This is a genomic window from Rheinheimera hassiensis (assembly GCF_022436675.1).
GTDB classification, from domain to species: Bacteria; Pseudomonadota; Gammaproteobacteria; order Enterobacterales; family Alteromonadaceae; genus Alishewanella; species Alishewanella hassiensis.
In genome coordinates, this window is record NZ_JAKUJZ010000004.1 from 292,321 (window position 1) to 313,413 (window position 21,093).

At 50.4% G+C, this 21,093-nt stretch carries 22 protein-coding genes and 1 riboswitch; of the genes, 9 read left to right on the forward strand and 13 right to left on the reverse strand.

Annotated features, from left to right (window positions below):
* Window positions 1-115 precede the first annotated feature (115 nt).
* Window positions 116-487, forward strand: a complete 372-nt coding sequence (locus tag MJX74_RS10050; RefSeq protein WP_240222731.1) for a diacylglycerol kinase — start codon at window positions 116-118, stop codon at window positions 485-487.
* A 188-nt stretch (window positions 488-675) separates the two neighbouring features.
* Here the strand turns inward: MJX74_RS10050 and slmA are convergent, their stop codons facing one another.
* From slmA to coaBC, 3 genes are read right to left on the reverse strand one after another with little or no spacing between them, the layout of a single operon-like run.
* Window positions 676-1,266 (reverse strand): nucleoid occlusion factor SlmA, encoded by a 591-nt coding sequence (gene slmA, locus MJX74_RS10055; RefSeq protein ID WP_240222732.1) that lies wholly within the window; start codon window positions 1,264-1,266, stop codon window positions 676-678.
* Window position 1,267: 1 nt separating this feature from the next.
* Entirely contained in the window at window positions 1,268-1,726 is a 459-nt protein-coding gene (dut, locus tag MJX74_RS10060) for a dUTP diphosphatase (protein WP_068227991.1), read from the reverse strand.
* 48 nt (window positions 1,727-1,774) lie between these two features.
* Window positions 1,775-2,986 (reverse strand): bifunctional phosphopantothenoylcysteine decarboxylase/phosphopantothenate--cysteine ligase CoaBC, encoded by a 1,212-nt coding sequence (gene coaBC / locus MJX74_RS10065; protein ID WP_240222733.1) that lies wholly within the window; start codon window positions 2,984-2,986, stop codon window positions 1,775-1,777.
* Between the two features lie 82 nt (window positions 2,987-3,068).
* Between coaBC and radC the strand changes: the two genes are divergently transcribed.
* From radC to mutM, 5 genes are all read left to right on the forward strand, one after another.
* Window positions 3,069-3,743: a RadC family protein gene (gene radC / locus MJX74_RS10070; protein WP_068227994.1), complete on the forward strand. Its 675-nt coding sequence runs from the start codon at window positions 3,069-3,071 to the stop codon at window positions 3,741-3,743.
* A 164-nt stretch (window positions 3,744-3,907) separates the two neighbouring features.
* Window positions 3,908-4,144, forward strand: coding sequence for a 50S ribosomal protein L28 (gene rpmB, locus MJX74_RS10075; protein WP_027672232.1), 237 nt, complete (start codon window positions 3,908-3,910; stop codon window positions 4,142-4,144).
* An 11-nt stretch (window positions 4,145-4,155) separates the two neighbouring features.
* On the forward strand, window positions 4,156-4,311 hold the full coding sequence (gene rpmG / locus MJX74_RS10080; protein ID WP_008219722.1) for a 50S ribosomal protein L33: 156 nt from the start codon (window positions 4,156-4,158) through the stop codon (window positions 4,309-4,311).
* A gap of 92 nt (window positions 4,312-4,403) precedes the next feature.
* Entirely contained in the window at window positions 4,404-4,886 is a 483-nt protein-coding gene (locus MJX74_RS10085; protein ID WP_240222734.1) for a hypothetical protein, read from the forward strand.
* A 2-nt stretch (window positions 4,887-4,888) separates the two neighbouring features.
* Window positions 4,889-5,698 carry a bifunctional DNA-formamidopyrimidine glycosylase/DNA-(apurinic or apyrimidinic site) lyase gene (gene mutM, locus MJX74_RS10090; protein WP_240222735.1) on the forward strand — a complete coding sequence of 270 codons (810 nt, stop codon included), beginning with the start codon at window positions 4,889-4,891 and terminating at the stop codon, window positions 5,696-5,698.
* A gap of 204 nt (window positions 5,699-5,902) precedes the next feature.
* Here mutM and MJX74_RS10095 read toward each other — a convergent pair whose 3' ends face one another.
* The 3 genes from MJX74_RS10095 to MJX74_RS10105 form a co-directional block, all read right to left on the reverse strand.
* Complete coding sequence (locus MJX74_RS10095; RefSeq protein ID WP_240222736.1) at window positions 5,903-7,522, reverse strand: BamA/TamA family outer membrane protein; 1,620 nt, start codon at window positions 7,520-7,522, stop codon at window positions 5,903-5,905.
* 89 nt (window positions 7,523-7,611) lie between these two features.
* Window positions 7,612-8,463, reverse strand: coding sequence for a mechanosensitive ion channel family protein (locus MJX74_RS10100; RefSeq protein WP_240222737.1), 852 nt, complete (start codon window positions 8,461-8,463; stop codon window positions 7,612-7,614).
* 12 nt (window positions 8,464-8,475) lie between these two features.
* Window positions 8,476-9,279, reverse strand: coding sequence for a DUF432 domain-containing protein (locus MJX74_RS10105; protein ID WP_240222738.1), 804 nt, complete (start codon window positions 9,277-9,279; stop codon window positions 8,476-8,478).
* Window positions 9,280-9,572: 293 nt separating this feature from the next.
* Here MJX74_RS10105 and mgtE point away from each other — a divergent pair, with 293 nt between their 5' ends.
* A complete protein-coding gene (gene mgtE / locus MJX74_RS10110) occupies window positions 9,573-10,916 on the forward strand; it encodes a magnesium transporter (RefSeq protein WP_240222739.1) in 1,344 nt (447 codons plus the stop codon).
* A gap of 56 nt (window positions 10,917-10,972) precedes the next feature.
* Here the strand turns inward: mgtE and MJX74_RS10115 are convergent, their stop codons facing one another.
* The 6 genes from MJX74_RS10115 to MJX74_RS10140 form a co-directional block, all read right to left on the reverse strand.
* Complete coding sequence (locus MJX74_RS10115) at window positions 10,973-11,740, reverse strand: M15 family metallopeptidase (RefSeq protein WP_240222740.1); 768 nt, start codon at window positions 11,738-11,740, stop codon at window positions 10,973-10,975.
* A 152-nt stretch (window positions 11,741-11,892) separates the two neighbouring features.
* Complete coding sequence (locus MJX74_RS10120; protein ID WP_240222741.1) at window positions 11,893-12,303, reverse strand: hypothetical protein; 411 nt, start codon at window positions 12,301-12,303, stop codon at window positions 11,893-11,895.
* A gap of 1 nt (window position 12,304) precedes the next feature.
* Complete coding sequence (locus tag MJX74_RS10125) at window positions 12,305-13,219, reverse strand: cation diffusion facilitator family transporter (protein ID WP_240222742.1); 915 nt, start codon at window positions 13,217-13,219, stop codon at window positions 12,305-12,307.
* A gap of 46 nt (window positions 13,220-13,265) precedes the next feature.
* Window positions 13,266-14,498 carry an organoarsenical effux MFS transporter ArsJ gene (arsJ, locus tag MJX74_RS10130; protein ID WP_240222743.1) on the reverse strand — a complete coding sequence of 411 codons (1,233 nt, stop codon included), beginning with the start codon at window positions 14,496-14,498 and terminating at the stop codon, window positions 13,266-13,268.
* Between the two features lie 23 nt (window positions 14,499-14,521).
* Window positions 14,522-15,532, reverse strand: a complete 1,011-nt coding sequence (locus tag MJX74_RS10135; RefSeq protein WP_240222744.1) for an ArsJ-associated glyceraldehyde-3-phosphate dehydrogenase — start codon at window positions 15,530-15,532, stop codon at window positions 14,522-14,524.
* A gap of 10 nt (window positions 15,533-15,542) precedes the next feature.
* Window positions 15,543-15,872: a metalloregulator ArsR/SmtB family transcription factor gene (locus MJX74_RS10140; protein ID WP_240222745.1), complete on the reverse strand. Its 330-nt coding sequence runs from the start codon at window positions 15,870-15,872 to the stop codon at window positions 15,543-15,545.
* Window positions 15,873-16,012: 140 nt separating this feature from the next.
* Here MJX74_RS10140 and MJX74_RS10145 point away from each other — a divergent pair, with 140 nt between their 5' ends.
* Window positions 16,013-17,644: a methyl-accepting chemotaxis protein gene (locus MJX74_RS10145; RefSeq protein ID WP_240222746.1), complete on the forward strand. Its 1,632-nt coding sequence runs from the start codon at window positions 16,013-16,015 to the stop codon at window positions 17,642-17,644.
* Here MJX74_RS10145 and MJX74_RS10150 read toward each other — a convergent pair.
* Entirely contained in the window at window positions 17,641-18,687 is a 1,047-nt protein-coding gene (locus MJX74_RS10150; protein WP_240222747.1) for a hypothetical protein, read from the reverse strand. The two genes, MJX74_RS10145 and MJX74_RS10150, sit on opposite strands and share 4 nt — an antisense overlap.
* Window positions 18,688-18,837: 150 nt before the next feature.
* Window positions 18,838-18,935: riboswitch (TPP riboswitch) on the forward strand.
* A 92-nt stretch (window positions 18,936-19,027) separates the two neighbouring features.
* Between MJX74_RS10150 and MJX74_RS10155 the strand changes: the two genes are divergently transcribed.
* Window positions 19,028-21,085 carry a TonB-dependent receptor gene (locus MJX74_RS10155; protein ID WP_240222748.1) on the forward strand — a complete coding sequence of 686 codons (2,058 nt, stop codon included), beginning with the start codon at window positions 19,028-19,030 and terminating at the stop codon, window positions 21,083-21,085.
* Window positions 21,086-21,093 lie beyond the last annotated feature (8 nt).

Here is a 21,093-nt window from a genome sequence, read left to right on the forward strand (position 1 = left end):
GGGATGTGATCCTTGAAGCCGGTGCAGAAAGCATTTCCTGACACTTGGCTGTACTTTGGAGTTGATGCTTCAGATGGCAGGCTCAGTATACATAGCGCGCTTTAAGGACAAACAGATGTTAAAGCCAAACGGCGTTGGTTTAGGTCGAATTATCAGGGCTGCAAAATGTTCGATGCAGGGCTTTGCTGCCAGCTGGAAGTTTGAATCTGCCTTTCGTCAGGAAACCATCTTAGCTGCTATTTCGATTCCTCTGGCCGCCTGGCTGGCCACGTCAGTCAGCCAGTTTGCCTTGTTGGTGAGTGTTTGGTGTTTAGTGCTGGTGGTGGAGTTACTGAATTCTGCGATTGAATCACTGACTGATCGCGTAAGTTTAGAGCGGCATGAACTGTCGGGCCGTGCTAAAGATATGGGCTCAGCGGCGGTGTTTGTCAGCTTAGTAATAGTGGCGCTGGTATGGGGCGCAGCGCTGTACGAGCGCTTTGTTTGAACCGGAGTTGAATTAGGAATGGATTAGGTGTGCTTTCGTAGCAGCGGCAAGGATGCCGCGCAGGCTGAGAGGGCACATGGATGTGATCCTTGAAGCCGGCGAAGAAAGCATTTCCTAATCCCTGACGTTACTACCTTAGTTGCCGCTGCTACGAAAGCACACCAGCCTCGCTGCTCTCACGTTATGATTTAGCTAAACAGAGCAGTTTGTAGTTGTGCCCACTGATTAGCCCAATGCTGGGTTGGTAAGCGGGTAAAACCGGAGCGGACAAACTGGCTAAGTTTACCCTCTACCGTGGCCAGCAACAGGTTAGCCAGCTCGCCTTCGTCGATACTAAAGCCTTTACCTTCACGCAGCTTACGCTCACGCAGGCATTGCTTTAACTGGGTTTCCAGTTTTTCAAATAACTGGGCAACGCGTTCTTGCAGACGTTCCTGCTCGCCTTGTAGCGCATCGCCGGTGAGAATACGGCAAATACCAGGGTTACGTTCGGCGAATACCAATATCAGCTGTAAAATAAGCTCTGTGCGGCTGGCGGTGTCTTTGTGCTCGTCCAGAATGCCGTTTATGCGTGATAGCAGCGTATCTTCAATAAACTCAATTAAGCCTTCAAACATCCGCGCTTTACTCGGAAAATGCCGGTATAGCGCCGCTTCAGACACGCCAACTTTTTCTGCCAGTGCGGCTGTGGTAATACGCTGGCCGTTATTGCTTTGCAGCATAGCTGCCAGAGCCTGCAAAATGTCTTCTTTACGATTACTGCGACGAGGTGCCGGCATCTTAAGCTTTACCTGAATGGCCAAAGCCACCTTCACCGCGCGCTGTTTGTTCAAAGCTGTCGACGATATTAAATTCAGCCTGCACTACCGGCATAAATACCAGTTGGGCAATGCGATCACCCGGCTCAATGTTGAAGCTGTCTTTACCGCGGTTCCACATAGACACCATTAACGGGCCCTGATAATCCGAGTCAATTAAGCCCACCAGATTACCCAATACAATGCCATGCTTATGGCCCAGGCCAGAGCGGGGCAGGATGGTAGCGCACAGGTTGGCGTCACCAATAAAAATAGATAAACCGGTAGGAATTAACGTGGTTTCACCCGGTGCCAGTGTCAGTGTGCTGTCCAGGCAGGCACGTAAATCTAACCCGGCAGAGCCCGGTGTGGCGTAGGCCGGTAACGGAAATTCTGTACCAATACGCGGGTCAAGGATTTTTAAATCAATGGCTTTTTTCATTTACGGCTTAACTCTTTATTTTAATGACAATTAGTATTTTAAAGGTAATTAGTTGGCAGAAAATTGAGCATAGATATGCTGCAGTATGGCTTTGGCTAACTCAGCTTTAGGCTGGGCCGGTAATGCCTGCTCGCCATGCTGCCATACCAGAGTGACAGCATTATGATCGCTGTTAAAACCCAGTTCAGTGCCCGACACATCATTGGCGCAAATTAAATCCAGCTTTTTGCGTGCCAGTTTATCTTTAGCGTATTGCACTACGTTTTGTGTTTCCGCTGCAAAACCTACGGTAAAGGGGCGCTGTGCGGTTAGTGCTGCAACGGCGGCAATAATATCCGGGTTTTTTACCAGCTTTAGCTCAATGCTGTCGCTGGCGGTTTTCTTCATCTTTTCACTGGCAACCTGAGCTACACGATAATCTGCTACTGCTGCGCAGCCGATAAAAATATCGTTTTGTCTCGCCTGAGATAGTGCAGCGTCATGCATTTGCTGCGCGGTGGTAACGTCAATGCGCGTTACGCCTGTCGGCGTGGCTAACTGAACCGGGCCGCTAATCAGGGTTACCTGTGCGCCCATAGCTGCGGCAGCTTGCGCTAAGGCAAAGCCCATTTTGCCGGAGCTGTGGTTAGAGATATAACGCACCGGATCAATAGCTTCGCGCGTTGGCCCCGCAGTAATTGTGATTTTAATGTTATTAAGTTGCTGTTCAGCTGAAAAATGTTTTTCTAATGCGCTAACCAGCTCTAAAGGTTCCAGCATGCGGCCTGAGCCAACGTCACCGCAGGCTTGTTCGCCCACGCCTGGGCCATAAATGTAAAAATTATGTGCTTTTAAAGTGGCTAAATTATTCTGGGTAGCTATGTTTTTATACATCTGCTGGTTCATTGCAGGGGCGACAGCAACAGATGCAGCGGTGGCTAGCACGCAGGTAGTCAGCAAATCGTTGGCTAAGCCATGCGCCATGCGGGCGATGATATCGGCACTGGCCGGGGCAATTAAGATGATGTCTGCCCATTTTGCCAGCTCGATATGGCCCATGGCGGCTTCTGCAGCAGGGTCAAGCAAGCTGGTACTTACCGGGTTACCGGATACAGCCTGCAGTGTCAGCGGGGTAATAAAGTGCTGGGCGGCGTCGGTTAAAATAACCCGTACATCTGCGCCGCGCTCTTTTAAGCGGCGGACTAAGTCTGCACTTTTATAGGCAGCAATACCGCCGCTGATACCAAGCAAAATGTGTTTTTGGGCAAGGGTTTGCAACATAACAGAGACACCAGAACCGGAAAAAACTGGCGATAAGATAGCATGGAAACACAAATTCAGCATCAATTCAGGGAGGGATAGCATGAGTATTCGTCACTGGCCCGCCACCGAGCGGCCACGGGAAAAACTGCTCGACAGAGGCGCGACAGCACTGTCAGACGCCGAATTACTGGCTATATTTTTACGCACCGGTATTGCCGGTACTGACGCCGTAACGCTGGCGCGGCAGTTGTTAAGTCAGTTTGGTTCGCTAAGGCGTTTACTTGGCGCCAGCCAGGCTGACTTTTGCTCGGCCAAAGGGTTGGGCGAGGCCAAGTTTGTGCAGCTTCAGGCTGTACTGGAGCTGAGCAAACGCTATTTACAGCAGCAAATGCAGCGCGATACCGTGTTTACTGAACCGGCCACCGTGAAGCGTTATCTGCAACATGCTATCAGTGGCGAGCAGCGCGAAGTCTTCCTTTTACTGTATTTAGATAGCCAGCACCGGCTAATTAAAGCCGAGCCGTTATTCGCTGGTACTATAGATGCCTCCCCGGTGTATCCGCGTATTGTAGTTCAGCAGGCTTTAGCGCATAATGCCGCCGCTGTTATTCTGGCGCACAATCATCCCTCTGGCGTGGCTGAACCCAGCCGGGCGGACAGAGCGATTACTGAACGATTAATTCAGGCGTTAATGTTGGTAGATATCAAGGTATTGGATCACTTTATTGTGGGCGATGCCGATGTAATCTCCTTTGCAGAGCGTGGCTGGCTGTGAAGATCTGCAGAGATCCTTGCCGGATCCCTGCGCGCGGGCGAAAGATTTCGCTTGAATAAGGCGGCTTATTCGTGTATAAATTGCGCCCTCTTGTTTTGGGGCAACCTTCTTGGCCAGAAGGGTGATGACAGCTCGAGCTGATGTAATTTTGGAGAACTATTGACATGTCTAGAGTGTGCCAAGTAACTGGTAAAGGTCCGATGGTGGGTAACCGTCGTTCACACGCCAACAATGCTACTAAGCGCCGTTTCCTGCCTAACCTGCAAACTCACCGTTTCTGGGTTGAAAGTGAAAACCGTTTTGTTACATTACGTACTTCTACCCGTGGTATGCGCATCATCGATAAGAAAGGTATCGATGCGGTATTAGCCGATGTGCGTGCTAACGGTCACAAGGTGTAAGGAAATAAAAAATGCGCGATAAAATCCGTTTAGTCTCTTCTGCAGGCACTGGTTTCTTCTATACAACTACGAAGAACAAGCGCACCATGCCAGAAAAGATGGAAATCAAAAAGTTTGATCCTAAAGTGCGCAAGCATGTGATTTTCAAAGAAGCGAAAATCAAGTAATCGAACACAGAAACCCGGCCAACGCCGGGTTTTTGCTTTTTAAAGCCCGCCTAAGTTACTATGCCGCAATGCTTTTGCCCACAGGTATGGTTATGTTAAAACTGTCCCGCCGTAACTGGAATAACGTACTGATTTTTGCCGTGCTGGTGCTGATGTTTGCGCTATATGGCATTCCGCAGCGTTTATCGCAGCTTAATGCTGCTGAACACCGCTTGATCCCCACTGATAGTGAATTACTGATGGTAGCTTTTGCTAATACGCGGCTTATTAAAGCCGGCCCACAGTGGCAGTTGCAACCCCAGCGCCAGAAACCGGTAGATGCAGCACAGCTGGCAGTGGCCTGGCAGCATAGTTTACTTACGCCGGTTGAGGTGATTGCAGATAAAAGCCGTGTGCCGGTAGCACAAGCCAGTGTGCAGCTGGTTGGGAAAACTGCGCCGCTAATTTGGTTACTGTATCCGGCTGCTGATACCGATGGCGGCCAGTTCTTATTACAGCAAGCCGGGCAGAGTCAGTTTTACCAGTTGACTACTGCACAGGCGGCGCAGTTGTTTTTAATCGATATGGCGGAGTAACAGTGCCGGAATTACCTGAAGTAGAAGTATCGCGCCAGGGCATCAGCCCTTATCTGGAAAACCAGCAGCTAGTCAAAGTAGTCGCACGCCAACGTCAGCTACGCTGGTGGGTACCTGATGAGGTGCTGGCGCAGGTGAACCAGCCTGTTTTATCGGTAGCACGCCGGGCTAAGTATTTGCTTATCCAACTGCCTCAGGGCGATATTATTTTGCACCTGGGGATGTCGGGCCATTTAAAGGTTATACCGGCTGATACGCCGGTTACCAAGCATGATCATATCGATTTGGTATTAGCCAGCGGCATGGCGCTGCGGCTAAACGATACTCGCCGTTTTGGTGCGGTGCTGTGGCAGCATAAGGGGGAAACCCACCCATTACTGGCCAGCCTGGGGCCGGAGCCACTGAGTGATAATTTTAATCTGGCGCATTTAACGGCGGCTTTTGCCAAGCGCGGCAGCGCGGTAAAACTGGTGCTGATGGACAACCACGTGGTGGTAGGCGTGGGTAACATTTACGCCAACGAAGCCTTATTTAAAGCCGGCATCTTGCCGTCAACGCCCGCCAAAGCGGTAACCCCGCAGCAGTTAGCAAAACTGTTGCCGGTAATAAAAGACACCCTTGCTGCGGCGATTAAACAAGGTGGCACCACACTAAAAGACTTTAGCCAGGCCGACGGTAAGCCGGGCTATTTTGCCCAGCAATTACTGGTATATGGCCGCGGCGGCCTGCCTTGTTTAACCTGTGGTACGGTATTAAGTGAAATTCGCCTTGGCCAGCGCAGCACTGTGTTTTGTTCGAAGTGTCAAAATTAACATAACGCAGGAATCGGCTTGCTCTAAATCAACCGTTGCAGGCCAGGATGCTGACAAATTCGCTGGGAGCGAATTTGAACAGCTCTGCTGGTCCGCAGGATAAACTTCATGGATGAAGTTTATAATCGAGCCCCCATGGATGGGTTCACGGCGTGTTGATGTGAGCGAACCGGTTTCTGCTGAAGCTTCACTTGTGCAGTCTGGTTAAAACCGTTTTTTCGCAGTAACCCGCCATTGCCAGGTATCCAGCTCAGGGTTGTCGCTAAACGGATGGGTTAGATCAATATGGATCATGGTTCCGCGGCTGGAATGCGACGACAGCAAGCGTATACCACCACCCACGCCAAACAACACACCATCATCAATATTGCTGTCAAAATCCTGCTCGGCGCCCCAGCTACGGCCGGCATCAACAAAGCTGGCAAAGCCTACATCCAGCAATTGCAATATTGACCAGTCGGTAAAGTAGCGGTACTCAGCAGTGGCGACTACACGGCTGTCACCACGTTGATAATACAGTGGAAAGGCGCGCAGGCCGGTGTCGCCGCCTAAATACAGGGCGTTATCCTGAAACAGCTGGCGGCCAAATTCTGCGTTAATAATACCAACAGCACTACTGCTATTGTTTAACTGATGCACCAGTTGCAGCTGATTGCTGAACAAATGCTGGTTAATCTCTTTTAACCATAACGCCTGATAGCGGCTGTTACCGAGTAAAAAGGTATCACTGCTTAGCTGCCATACCTTAGCCAGTTCAGAATCCAGTTGCCAGCCTGGGTTGTCTGCACTAAGCCACGACTGTAAACGGCCAATGCGTAACCGCGCCTGCCAGCCAAGGTTAATATCTTCTACCCGGTTAAACTGGTTAATGTTAAACAGCTTTTTGTAGTCAGTTTGCAGCATCTGGTATTCCAACCAGATGGAAGATAAATTGCGATCTTCCGGCGCGGAGAACTGGGTTTCATCAATATGCTGAAACTTGGTGTCGTCCAGCGTTATACCCACATTAAGCCGGTGAATACGGTTTCCACGCTCGGCAATTTTAAAACCGGCGTAGGTTTCAAACCATTTTTGCTTACGGTCGTACAGGTTAACTTCATCGCCGAGCAGGTAGTCTTTAATTTCTTCTTTGTTCTGCTCTATATCTAAACTGAATGCCCAGTTGGATGACAGCCGGTAAAAAGGCCGGGTTAGCGCAAAATGATAGCTTTCACCGTCAGAGTTATCAGCATAGCGGGTGAGGGTATTCCAGTGTGTACCGAAGATATTCGGTGAAGCGAAACTAACCAGATAGCCGCTACGTTCACTGTCTTTGGCGTAGTCCAGCTGCAGTTGATTACCTGTACCCAGCAGGTTGTCGTCGGCAATGCCGATAGAATAGTCGGTTTCGCCCCCTTCGCTGCTAAAATCTATTTTGGGCAGCAAAGACCAGTTATCCCAGGTTTCTACCAGCACATCGGCACTTTGTGTGTCTTCGCAATAGCGAACCACATTGACGGAAGCTTCACGGATATAGGCGCGGCTGCGCAGTAAACGTTCGGTTTCTTCCAGATCCTGCAGGCTAAGTGGCTCACCGGGAAGAAACAGCAGGTCGTCCTGTACGGTGGGTTCTTTGGTGATAATGTGGCTGTAGTTAGCAAAACGGTGCAGCCAGAATGTGCCTTTCTCGCTCAGGTCGAATACATTATTACGCTGATACTCGATATTACCCACTTTAACGCCTTTGGGTAACACGGTATTGCTTTGTGGGTTGACTTCAGTGCAGTCAGCCCAGCTTGCACAGCAAAAAACAGCGGTAAATAAGCAGCTTAGACTGCGAAACATAAGCCTGCCCTCCTGGCTGACGATAAAGGGGTGTCTGTAGCAATAGTGTTACCAGTTAACGTTATTTCGGCGTACTTAGCAAGTAAAGCCTATACGCTGTGGTTTTGTGTTGTTGCATCTGCTGCTTCTGTTGGTGTGGGTGTAGCTTGTTGCGCCAGATAAACCGTGCGCTGCGGAAACGGAATTTCAATGCCAGCTTTATCAAACGCCAGTTTAATTTCTTCCTGCAGGCTGTTGCGTAAGTCACGGAAGTTTTCCCGTTTACTCCATACTGAAAATTGAATATTCAGTGATGAATCGCCAAAGCCGAGGAATAAAAACATCGGGTCTGGTTCATCCAGGCACAGCGGGTTATTGTCAGCGACGTTCAGCATCACCTGGCGAACTTGCGAGATATTTTCTTTGTAAGCCACCCCGATTAATAAATCAAAGCGCCGGATCGGAAAGCGAGTCAGGTTAGTCATTTCGCTTTTAATCAGGCTTTCATTTGGAATGCGTACATAAAGATTATCAAAGGTACGCAGCTTTACTGACAATAAATCTATCGATAACACCTCACCGGTGGTATTACCTACTTTAATGGTGTCGCCCAACTGAAAGGGTTGCTCACCAATTAAAAATAAGCCGCTGATCAGGTTAGATGCCGAGGTTTGTGAAGCAAACCCCAGTGCAACCGATAACACACCGGCAGCACCCAGCAATACACTGAGTGAAAACCCGAGTTGTTTTAGCGCAGAGGCAATAAACAACGCCAGCAGTAGCCAGTACACCAAACGTTTAAACAGCACTACATGATGCTGCGAGAAGTTGTTTATCAGAATACGGCCGATAGCCCGCGACGCAAGGCCTGATACAACAAAACCGGCCAGCAGTAAAATGCTGGCTTTTAATATATGGCTGGCTTGTTCTGATTGCAGCCAGTGCAGGAGTTGTTCAGTCATATTGCCTCTGGGTTATTCAGTAAAAATATGCGTAAAGGCGCGGATCAGGCTGTGTTTTTCCGGCACGGCCCGCGCCGGGCTGATCAGCGTTGCGCCGTTAGTATCAGCAGCCGACAAGGTGCCGGTTTTAAAGCGGGCCAGGCTGTTTGCGCCTTCATGTTGCAAGGTTATCGGGTCGGTCCATAAGTTGCCATCGGCCGAGCTGTAAACAGCCAGATAGGGTACAGGAATACTGATTTTACTCAATGACAGCATTTGCTTTGAAGTGTTTTGAATCACCACCGGCGTAATGGCACGATGCGGCCGCAGTGGCAGCTCGTTTTTATTGTAGCGGGCATGGGTTTTGTCGGCGTAGCATAATTCGCCTACCTGAGTAGAGGGGCCAAACCAGGTGTCGGATAAACGCGCAATGGCAATTTCCTGCAACAGGTATTCCGGCTGTTGCAAACACACCCGCACACTTACCGGCGAGCTGATATACAAGGTGGTTTGTTCAGCTGGCGGAATATGCACAGGTTGCAGTGTTTTTACTACGACCGGTCTGTCCATCAGCACCGGTTTCAGGCACAATGCCGCCGGGCTTTGACGAAACATATAACGTTCGGCTTTTAGTTGTGGCGGCATACAAATTGCCGCTGAGTTGCTGAGTAACTCGCGCCCGTCAATGGCGCTGGTGCGTTCATACGCCAGCAGCCACTGTTGCGCCTGGCGTTTAGCATAAATACTTAACGGGCCTATGTTGAAGCTCCAGCAACTGTCTTCTTCCAGTTCCACCGGTAGCCACCAGGCGTTATCTGCTGAGTGTTTTTGTGTCATATAGTTTGCTCAATCACGATGCTGCAGCAATCTTAGCAAGAAGGCCGTATAAGTCCTATTGGCGTTTTGGCAATATTCAGTTGAGATTCACTGCTATGCTTTATAAAATAGCGACATATTTTGCTTATCCAGCAACAGGTTAATTAACTTAGCCGGAGATTTATCACCCTTATGGACGTGCCCAGTAGCAGGCCCAGCCTGCAAACACCCATTTTCTGCAATTGTTTCGCCAATTGTGCCGCTTAGTAAGGTAGTTTTCAGCCCTTACTAAGCTTGTTTAGTAAGAGGTTGCTATGGAATTACCTGCGCTGATCAGCACACTGCGCACCGCGCTGGAATCAGATACTGTACATTTGCTGCGTGAACGGCTGGACGATGTGCACCCCGCCGACCTGGCCAGCGCGCTGGTCGAGTTTGCCGCCCAGGATCTCTGGACCCTGCTAACCGTATTGCCGCGTTCAGAGCAAGCGGAAGTATTTGGCTATTTACCGGCAGAAGAGCAGGTAAATTTATCCATTAATATCAGCCGTCGCAAGCTGGCACCTATTATCCGCCAGATGTCTTCTGACGAGCGCGCCGATTTATTTAACCGCTTAAGTGACGAACAACGCGAAACTCTGCTGCCAGCACTGGCGCAAGCAGAGCGTGAAGACTTACTGCGCCTGACATCGCATGAAGAAGGTACCGCCGGCGCCATTATGACGTCTGACTACGCCATTCTGGCGGCCGAGCTTACTGTGGCACAAGCGCTGGATTCACTGCGCCGTGAAGCGCCGGACAAAGAAACCATTTATTCTGCTTATGTGGTAGATGCTGCCCGCATGCTGATTGGCGTAGTGTCGTTGCGTGATCTTATTCTGGCGCCGCTACATATGCCGATAGAGGAACTGATTAACCACGATCCTATCTATGCCAGTGTGGATATGCCGCAGGAAGAAGTGGCGTCACTGATTGCCAAGTACGACTTACTGGCCCTGCCTATTGTTAACAGCGAACACCAGATGGTCGGTATTGTAACCTACGATGACGCCATGGACGTTGCCGCAGCCGAAGCGACAGAAGACTTTCACAAAACTGCCACCATCGGTAAGCTGGAAACCAGCGTTAAACAGGCAGGTATTGGTTTACTGTATCGCAAGCGGGTGTTCTGGTTGGTTATTTTAGTGTTTGGCAATATCTTCTCCGGCGCCGGTATTGCCCATTTTGAAGGTATTATTGCCAGCCACATTGCGCTGCTATTCTTTTTACCGTTATTAATTGGCAGCAGCGGTAATGCCGGGGCGCAATCGGGTACATTAATGGTGCGTGCGCTGGCTACCGGTGAAATTAAACTGCGTGACTGGGGCTACTTGCTTGGCAAAGAATGCCTGGTGGCCGGTTTATTAGGCCTGACGATGGCGACAGCTGTAGTAGGGCTGGGCTGGTGGCGTGGTGGCTATGATATTGCTGTAGTGGTGTCGCTAACGATGATGCTGGTAGTACTGGCGGGCAGTTTAATTGGTTTGTCACTGCCGTTTTTACTCAGCCGTTTTAAGCTTGACCCTGCCACCGCCAGCGGCCCGTTAATTACCTCTATTGCCGACGTCGCCGGCGTGGTGCTGTACTTTTCTATTGCTACCTGGTACCTGGGGCTTTAACAAAACAGCACTGCGTATCTGGCGCAGTGCTGCTAAAGAGGATGTTGTTAGAGGCGTTACGCAAATGCCAGATAACCGCTATGGCAGTAGCCATCGGCAAAACCATCACCCTGAATATCTATCTGGCTCCAGTCACCACTGCTTTGCATTACCATAATAAGTTGGCCGCTGCGCAGGGTGGTTTTAACATCAAAGCTTGTGCCGGGGCCAGCCCGCAGGCGTAAACCATCGCGCGCTATTACTGTAGCGCGTTTTAAAGCGGTCTGCGCCAGCGTATTGCTTGCCTCAGGTTCTGGCGCATTAGCCGGTAATGGTGGCCGGCCAAATTGCGCAGCCGGTAACGGCGGTGCCGCAGGTGTGCCATGCCAGCTGGTAATGGCCTGTTGCAGGTTTTCTGCCCAATCGCTATCGCCATCAGGCGGGTAACTGCCACTGCGCAGCTGCGCCAGTTGCATGCCCTGCATTTGTAAGTGCGGTAACTCCCAGCTTAACGGTTCCAACCCCTGTAACTGCGCCAGCTTGTGCAGCTGCTTCCACCCATCTTTGCGCTCGCCGCTGTCATCCCAGCTCCATTTGCCGTCAATATAGAGTACGAAATCGGCAGCAACACCGTACTGGTGCAATGAACTCCAGGCATCTGCATTGGTTACTTTGGCGCCGGGGCGCGTGCGGCCCTGGCTATACAGCTCGCGTTGTCGCTGTGGTGAGCGAAAGCCCTCAAATAATCTGAAAGGTAGGTTTGCGTGGGCAAGTTCCTGCAACAGCAACTCGACTTTTTGCCGGAAAGTCGGATGCAGGTGTTCCATCACCATATCTCTGGCCATAGTAAAAGCTCCTCCGTTACCCCGGTGTTACCGGGTTAGCCGCAGCCTGCGGCTGGTATGAAGTATAGCCGGGCAATAAACGGGCGGCAGGGAGAGGTGGCTGTTTTACTTATCTGCCGGGGCGGCAAAACACTGCCCCCCGGTTTATGTCACTAATTAAACATAACACTCACCCGGATTACGCTTAGCACGATAAGGGCAATGTAGGTGATGGCTACAGTTGGTTTTAACGCCTGACGCAGGTATGACATGGCCAGAGTGGTGACACCGCCGCGTTGTTGCTGCCAGGCGCTGTGCCATTGCATACCAATGTCCTGGTTTTGTGCCAGCGCCTGCTCTAACTGTAACAGCCGCTCACCGGTGCGCTGCTGTACTGTGCGCAGCAAAGCTTCATGCAGCCAGAACAAGGCTATTGCTGTGAACTGAATACGTAAACTGTCGCCGTTATGCAGCAACCAAAACCAGACGACAAGGCAAAGCAGTTTTAACCACAGCGCCTGCATATCCATTTTGTCGTAACTCTGTTGCAGGCAGAGCCATTCAGATTGGGTACGTGCGGTCATGCTAAGTTCCTTTATATTCCGTTACAGGATTGGTTGGTGCGCCATGCGCGTGCTGTGGCTCTATATGTACACTAAGTTCAACGCCCAGTTGCTGCATGGCCAGTTCGGCGTCATCAGCTAATTGGTGCGCCTGCTCTACTGTCCAGTGGCCGGGCACCTGCATATCTACCTGAGCAAACTGCAGGGTGGCGGCAGAGCGGGTGCGCAGGTTAATAAACTGCACTTTGCCACTGGCAAAATGCTCCAGCGCCTGCGCTATTTCACTGATACGGCTGTCAGGCAAGGCTTTGTCCATCAGGCCATTTACTGCACGATAAAGGATACCGCCACCTTCATGCAGAATATGCAGCGCCACAGCAATCGCCACCGCGGCATCCAGCCAGTTTTGGCCGCTGAGCACGGCAAGGCCAACGCCAATAACCACACCGGCCGTGGTCCAGACATCGGTCATCAGGTGCTTGCCATCGCCTTCCAGGGCCGGAGAATTATACTGCTTACCGCCTTTTAGCAATAACATGGCAATAGCCAGGTTAATCAGGCTGGCCAGCACCGTAAGCAAGGTGCCTATACCCAGCGTAGAAATAGGCTGCGGGTTAAACAGCCGTTCAATAGCTGTGGCAAGGATCACCAGTGCGGCGAGAAAAATCATGCCGCCTTCAAAAGCCGCAGATAAGTATTCCGCTTTGCTATGGCCATAAGGGTGGCTGTTATCAGCCGGGCGGCGGGCAATGCTAACCATGGCCAGCGCAAAACCTGCCCCTGCAACGTTAACCAGTGATTCTACCGCGTCTGATAAAAAGCCGACCGAGCCGGTAAGCTGCCAGGCCAGTGACTTAAGCGCCATAGTGGCGAAGGCTCCCACTAAAGACAGCAGCAGTAACTGGCGCGGGCGTAGTTTTAACATGGTGTATTTCATAATTTATCAGCGGTTTATTGCAGTGTAGAGTAGCCGCTGTTTAATGTCATGCTCTGTCATGTGGAGCCATGTGATGTCTCGCGCTGCGTTTGGGTAACAACAACGATACCAGCACGGTAGCCACCAGCATACCGGACGAGATCCACAAACATGCCGTTAAGCCTGCCAACTGATATACCCAGCCGGATAACACCGTGCCAATCAGGCGGCCCATGGCATTGGCCATATAGTAAAAACCGACATCCAGTGACACGCCATCGCTTTTCGCCATGCTGACAATCATATAGCTGTGTAAGGAGGAATTAATGGCAAATACGGCACCAAACAGCAGCAGACCACCAAGTAAAGCGGTTTCTGCCTGCCACTGTTGCTCAAGTGCTATCGCAATAGCGGCTGGAATGGCACACAATAGCAGCGCCCATGATGTTAAAGTGCGGCCATCAGGCAGGCGGTTTTTACTGGTAAGCAAGGGGGCCATACTTTGCACCGCGCCATAGCCAATAACCCATAAGGCCAGAAAGCTGCCCACGGCCCAGTGGCTCCAGCCAAACTGGCTGGCCAGCGTTAGTGGTAGCGCAATAACAAACCAGACATCGCGGGCGGCAAACAACAGCATACGCGCGGCCGATAGTAAATTAATTGGCCGGCTTTTTGACAATAGCTCAGTAAATTTGGGCTTGGTTTTGCTTTTACCTAAATCGGCTTTTAAGCGCCATAAGCTTAGCAACCAGACTACGCTTAGCATCAGCAACATAAGCAGTATCGCCGTGCTAAAACCATACAGGCTCAGCAGTAAACCACCGATAAAAAAGCCCACACCTTTTAGGGCGTTTTTTGAACCGGTAAGAATAGCCACCCATTTAAACAAGGTGTTTTGGGCGTTGTCTGCCACCAGCAGTTTAATGCTGCTTTTGGCGCTCATTTTATTTAAGTCTTTGGCAATGCCTGACAGCGCCTGCGCTGTCATGACCCATGGCACAATTAAATACTGTGCCGGCAGCAGCAACATACCCAGTGCCAGTATTTGCAGCAACAGGCCGATGTTCATGGTTTTATTCAGGCCGATGCGGGCACCCAGCCAGCCACCAATCAGGTTGGTAATAACGCCAAAGATTTCATAAAACAAAAACAGCATGGCAATGGCCAGGCCGCTGTAACCCAGGCTATAAAAATGCAGCACCACCAGCATGCGCAGCGCGCCATCAGTCAGGGTAAAGGCACAGTAATTCGCTGTTACCAGCATATACTGGCGTAGCGGCGGGCTTAGTGCGCTTAGCATAGGCTTATTCCGGTTAGCATCGCTTAGGCTTTATCCTGCAGGCCAACCAGTTTGACCAGTTCAACCGTGCGGTTGGCGTAGCCCCATTCATTATCGTACCAGGCATAAATTTTCACCTGAGTGGCGTTAACCACCATAGTGGATAGGGCATCAATAATGCTGGAGCGCGGATCGGTTTTATAATCTACCGACACCAGTGGCCGGGTTTCATAACCGAGAATATCTTTTAATTCACCCTCTGCTGCGGCTTTTAGCAGAGCGTTAACTTCATCGCTTGTGGTGGCACGCTCTACTTCAAATACGCAGTCAGTTAATGAGGCATTAGCTAGTGGCACGCGCACGGCATGGCCGTTTAAGCGGCCTTTAAGCTCAGGGAAAATTTCGGTAATGGCGGTAGCCGAGCCGGTGGTGGTAGGAATTAAACTGCTGCCACAGGCGCGGGCACGACGTAAGTCTGTATGCGGTGTGTCTAAAATGCTCTGGGTATTGGTTAAATCATGAATAGTGGTAATGCTGCCATGCTTTATACCCAACTGTTCGTGTATTACTTTTACCACCGGTGCAAGGCAGTTAGTAGTGCAACTGGCGGCGGTAACGATACGGTGAATGTCTTTATTGTACAGCTGTTGGTTTACGCCCATTACCACGTTTAATACACCCGGCTCTTTTACCGGCGCGCTTACTACTACCCGTTTTACGCCCTGATCTAAATAAGCCTGCAATACGGCAGAGCTTTTCATCTTGCCAGACGCTTCAATGACCACATCACACTGAGACCAGTCGGTATCAGCAATGGCTTTATTACTGCTAACGGCAAGGGTTTTACCATTGATCACGATGTTATCGCCCTCGGCCACAGCATTATGGCGCCAGATACCGTGTACTGAGTCAAAGTTCAGCAAGTGAGCAAAGGTAGCCGCATCGGCAGCCGGGTCGTTAATTTGTACAAATTCCAGCTCGGGCCAGTCAAACGCCGCGCGCAGTGCCAAACGGCCAATACGGCCAAGGCCATTAATACCCACTTTAATTGTCATATGACTCTCTTTAACTGCAACAGTTAGCAGCTTTATTGGCCTGATTTTCTAAAACTGCCAGCACATTTGCCGGGGCAGCGTTTAATGTTTGCTGCAGCACCTGACGAGTCCAGTTGGGCAAAGCATGATGTAACTGGTAGTACACCCACTGACCTTGCCGTCTGTCCTGCAAAATACCGGTTTGGCGCAGCAGCGCTAAATGGCGTGAAATTTTGGGCTGGCTGTCGTTAAGCGCTGTCATCAAGTCGCAAACACACAGCTCGTTGCCACCAGCCAGCAGTAACAGGATATTAAGCCGGGTGTCGTCGGCCATAGCTTTGTAAAAGACGATTGGCAGCATAAATTATTATATGTGTTTATTCATATATATGATTATGCATATGTATTGTGACAGTTCAATGACAGCCATGTGGGCTTCATAAAATTGCCTTATTGTGCGTCTACACTGCGCCCAGTTTAAGCGGGATGTCTGGAGCGGTGATGTTGTCGAAGCTAAAAATTTCCAGCAGGGTACTGATATTGGGTGTACTGCCTCTATTAATGTTGTTACTGGTGTTGGCCGGGGCTTTTTGGTCGGCACAGCAAAAAGATAAGCTGTTTAATCAGTTATACGATGATCATCTGGCGATTTTGTCTGACGTTATGGCGGTGCAGCAGATTTTGCAGCAGACCGCATTGCAGGACATCCGCAAATACCGCACAGACTGGGCTTCTGCAGAAGCTACCGAGCAAGTGGTTAAACAGCATATGGCGCAGGCACAGCAGCACTGGCAGGGTTTTGTACAAAGCAGGCCACTGCAGGACGACAGCGAATTTTATACCGAACTGGATCAGGCTTTTGCCAAAGCGGTTAAGCATTATGGCGAGTGGATTAGCTATGCCGGTAGTGACGCACTGCTGGTGCGCATTTTGAATGAGTCTACCGTTAACAGCGAAATCGAGCTTAGGATCACCGGCTTTACCCAGCTGACTGAGGCTTTTATTCAGCAGCAACTTAGTGCGGCAGTAACAGTACGTGACAGAGCTCAGCATTTTACCGGGCAACTGGTGCAGGCCTATTTATTGGGAGGTCTGGCACTGGTATTGCTGGTTAGTGGGCTGATTTGGGCAATACAGCGCTCAGTGTGCCGACCCTTGCTGGCGTTGCGTGATTTGCTGATACAGGTTGTTACCCGCTCTGATCTTAGCCTGCGGGCAAACGACAACGGTAATGATGAGCTGGCACAAGCTGCCAGCGCACTAAACCAGATGATGCAGCATTTTGAGCAACTGGTTGCCAAGCTGGGCCACAGTGCCGCGGCGTTAAACCAGCAGGCAGGGCAAGTGTACGATATCAGTACCGAGGTAAACCAAAGCGCTGCCGTACAGGCGAACCAGGCACAGCAACTTGCCGCAGCTGCTGAGCAAATGAGCAGCAGTGTGCAGCAAGTCGCGCAAAACGCCGGAGTGGCTGCGCAAGCAGCAGTGCACGCAGAGCAGTTGTGCCAAAGTGGCCATACGGCAGCAGATAAAAGTGCAGCAGGTATTACGGCGCTGACGGTACAGTTGCAGCACAGTGTAGAGGTTGTTAGTGGTTTACAGCAGGGCTCCGGCCAGATTTCCAGTGTGCTGGAGGTGATACGTAAAATCTCTGAGCAAACCAATTTACTGGCGTTAAATGCCGCTATTGAAGCGGCCAGGGCAGGTGAAGCCGGGCGCGGCTTTTCTGTAGTCGCCGACGAAGTGCGCACCTTGTCTGCTAATACCAAGCAGGCTACAGAGTCAATCAACGGCATGATTTCACAGTTGCAGCAGCAAGCTGCTAATGCCGTAGAGGTAATGCAGCAGGCGCATACGCAGGCCAATACCAATGTGCAGTTAGCGCAGGATACCGGCAGCCGTTTTAATCAACTGGCCAGTGCAGTTGAGCATATCAGCAGCGCAAATGCACAAATACACACAGCGACAGCGCAGCAACAGGTGGTTTCACAGAATATCGCCGCAACTACACATCAGTTAAACGACGAGGTAAGTCAGTTAAGTAATGAGGCCAGCCGTTCAGCCAGCGCCAGTGAGCAATTAACCCAACTGGCCGCCCAGCTAAATAATGACTGGCAGGTGTTTGCGACTTAATTGAAACTTAAATGAACAGCCTGGATATCGACCCATTTCGCTTCACCGCGCTTTAAGTCATTTGTAGCGTCAAGCATATTGCCGTTGGCGTGTAAATTCAGGCGGGTAAAGTTAACATCAGGATAGCGGTCTTCATGAAACTGTGATGACCAGTTCCAGGGGCCATCTTGCCAGTCAGCTATTACCGTTGTTTCAGGTTGTGGATAGTCGATGTAAGTATAAATAAATAGTGGCGTATTATCGTCAATATAAGCTAATAGGGGATGTTGGCTCATATCAACTGTGAACTTAAGCCTGTTTTCTGTTTGGCTAACCTGTACCATTGGTACTCCGCGACTACTGGTTTGGGTTAAGTACCCTGCTGCTTGTTGACGCGGAATAAATGCACTAATGTTAGCTCCCAGCTCTGCCAGTGCTGTATCCGCACTTGAAGATTGCGTGTCTTTAAAGTGTAGTATCTGAATGGCAACGTCACCGGCGTCAACCTGGTCGTTTTGGTTGATATCAAAATGTACGCCATATTGATACTCAACACGTCCCGTTGGTTGGGCATCGCGGTTTATACCTACATAGGGCGGTAAATAAGTTAAATCGATAGTCAGTTCCATCTGATCAATGCCAGAGTCATTGCCGCATCCGTTGGTAATATCGATGAGATTGCCGGCGACAAATTCTAACGTTTCGCCGTCCTGACTGATTTGCAAATTAGCGCCATTCAATTTGAAAGTGGAATTACTCATCTCGCCCGTTTTAATGTCTTGGGCTGCTGCAGAATTCGCTGTGCTTGATACTATTTTAAAAAGGGACGCCTCAGTGCAGCCACTTGTAGGATCGTTTACATAAGTTGTAATTGAATGCTCAGAAATCCCAACATAAGCATCGCCACTTAGCTGCCATAAACCATAGTAGCTTGCATTTAAGGGCGCTGGAATTGCTTCTGCACCAGTGTCTCCGGCATTACTGTCTGAGCCGCCACCACAGGCTGTTAATCCAAGGCTACTTATAAAGAGAGCTGGTAGAGTGAGCTTCCGTATTGCTTTCATATTGATTTCCCTAAAATAAAACATGATGTTAGCAAAAATGTAATTAGATGTACAAGTCACTATCGGAAAAACAACCCGATCACATGATTTTGGTATACGGTGATATACCAAAGCTGCATTGCAGCCGCCTGTAAAAAGCTTTACACTTGCCGCGCAACCAAGGGGTGCAATAGCTGAGATGCCCAAAAGGCGAACCCTTAGAACCTGATCCGGATTATACCGGCGGAGGGATGGTGCTAACTCCTCAAGCTGGTGTGATCTCTGTGTTTTTATGGAGATTCATACAAAAATGCGTTTTTTCCCATCGTTAATCGCTGTTGCGGTATGCAGCAGTTTTTCTATGCAAATTCAAGCAGCTGAAACTGTGCCAGAGCCGGTCGATACCGCTATAGAGCGGATCCGCGTGCAGGGCGATTTTCGCCAGCAGGCAGTACAGCAGGTTGCCGGTAGTATTGCGCTGGTTAGTGAGCAGGATGTTAAGCGCACCTCTGCGCAGCATCTGGATGACTTACTTAACCAATTTGCCAATGTTAACTTTACCTCCGGCGCATCACGCGGCCGCTATATACAGATGCGCGGCATCGGCGAGCGTAGTGAGTTTGTTGATACGATAAACCCATCAGTGGGCATATTAATTGATGGTATCGATTATTCCGGTATGGGCATAAGTGGCATCAGTGATTTAGCCCAGCTGGAAGTATTTCGTGGCCCTGAGGCTACCCGCTTTGGTGCTAATGCACTGGCCGGTATGCTAAACCTGACTACCAAAGGCCCAACGGCGACGCCGGAAGGCAAGTTCAGCGCTACGCTGGCTAACTACAACAGCCGCCAACTCTCAGGCCAGTTTAGCAATAGCATTAATCAGCAACTGGGTTATAGTTTTTCGCTGGAACAGCAAAACTCAGACGGCTTTATTGATAATGCTTATTTAAACCGCGACGATACCAATAATATCGACGAATTTACCGGCCGTTTTAAGCTGCGTTATCAGCCATCAGATGCCCTGACACTGCAACTGGTTACGCACTTTACCGATCAGGATAACGGCTATGATGCGTTTTCGCTGGATCGCAACCGCACCACGCTGTCAGACGAACCCGGGCAGGATAAGATCCGCAGCAAAGCGCTGGCGCTGCAGGCTGATTACCATGGTTTGCCGTTTGCGACAGTGCTGGCGCAACTGAGTTATTTAACGGCCGACAGCGACTATGGTTTTGACGAAGACTGGAGCTATGTCGGTATTCACCCGGATGAATATGCCACTACCGACCGGTACTTACGCAGCCGCGATCAACTTACGCTGGATTACCGGTTTGTCTCTACACCCGAGGGTAAGCTGGGCAACAGCGACTGGGTATTTGGCCTCTATGCCACCAGTAAAAACTTTGATTTAACGCGGCAGTTTTGGAACTGGGATTTGTCACAGGACGATGAATTTGTCAGCGAGCTCAGCCGCAGCAATGCCGCTGTGTATGGTGAGCTAAGCACGCCGTTGAGCAGTGGCTGGAGCCTGGTGTCGGGCCTGCGCCTGGAGCGGTATGACGATGACTACAGCGATATCAGCGGTAACAATATTAAAAACCACGACACTATGTGGGGCGCCAATTTAAGCCTGAATTATCAGGTAAATAGCCAGGCGTTGGTATACCTGCTGGCGTCGCGTGGTTATAAAACCGGTGGTGTAAATGGCGATGCGCTGGCCAAAGCTGCCGATGACAGCTTAAGCGAGCTAAACAGCAAAGCCAGCTTTCAACCTGAAACACTGTACAACGCCGAATTTGGTGTAAAGGGCAGTGCGTTGGATCAAAGCATTACCGCCAGGGTTGCAGCGTTTTATATGTGGCGTGACGATATGCAGGTTAAAGGCTGGCTTAACCCCGATAGCGGCCCGCAATTTGCCGGTTTTATTGATAATGCCGGTAGCGGCCGTAACTACGGTATTGAAATGGAAAACCGCCTGCAACTGCATCCGCAGTTTGCAGTATTTTTATCTGCCAGCTGGCTCAAAACCAAGCTGGGTAATTATGTCACGCTGGACGAAGAAAATTTCAGCGGCCGTGAGCAGGCCCAGGCGGCACGCTTTCAGTACAGTGTAGCCACTGACTGGTATATCACCGAAGCCCTTACATTTAATGTCAGCCTGCAGGGCAAAGACGCCTTCTTTTACTCTGACGGCCACAATGCCAGATCGTCACGCTACGAGCTGTTGGGCGCGCGCTTAAGCTACCAGCTCACAAACTGGGAGCTGGCAGTATGGACCCGCAACGCGCTGGATCAGGACGTCGGTGTGCGCGGCTTCTATTTTGGTAACGATCCGCGCGACGGCTACGAGCCACATGTGTATGAGCAATTTGCTGAGCCACGCCGTTTTGGCGTAACGGCCAGCTATCAGTTCTGAAGCCCGTG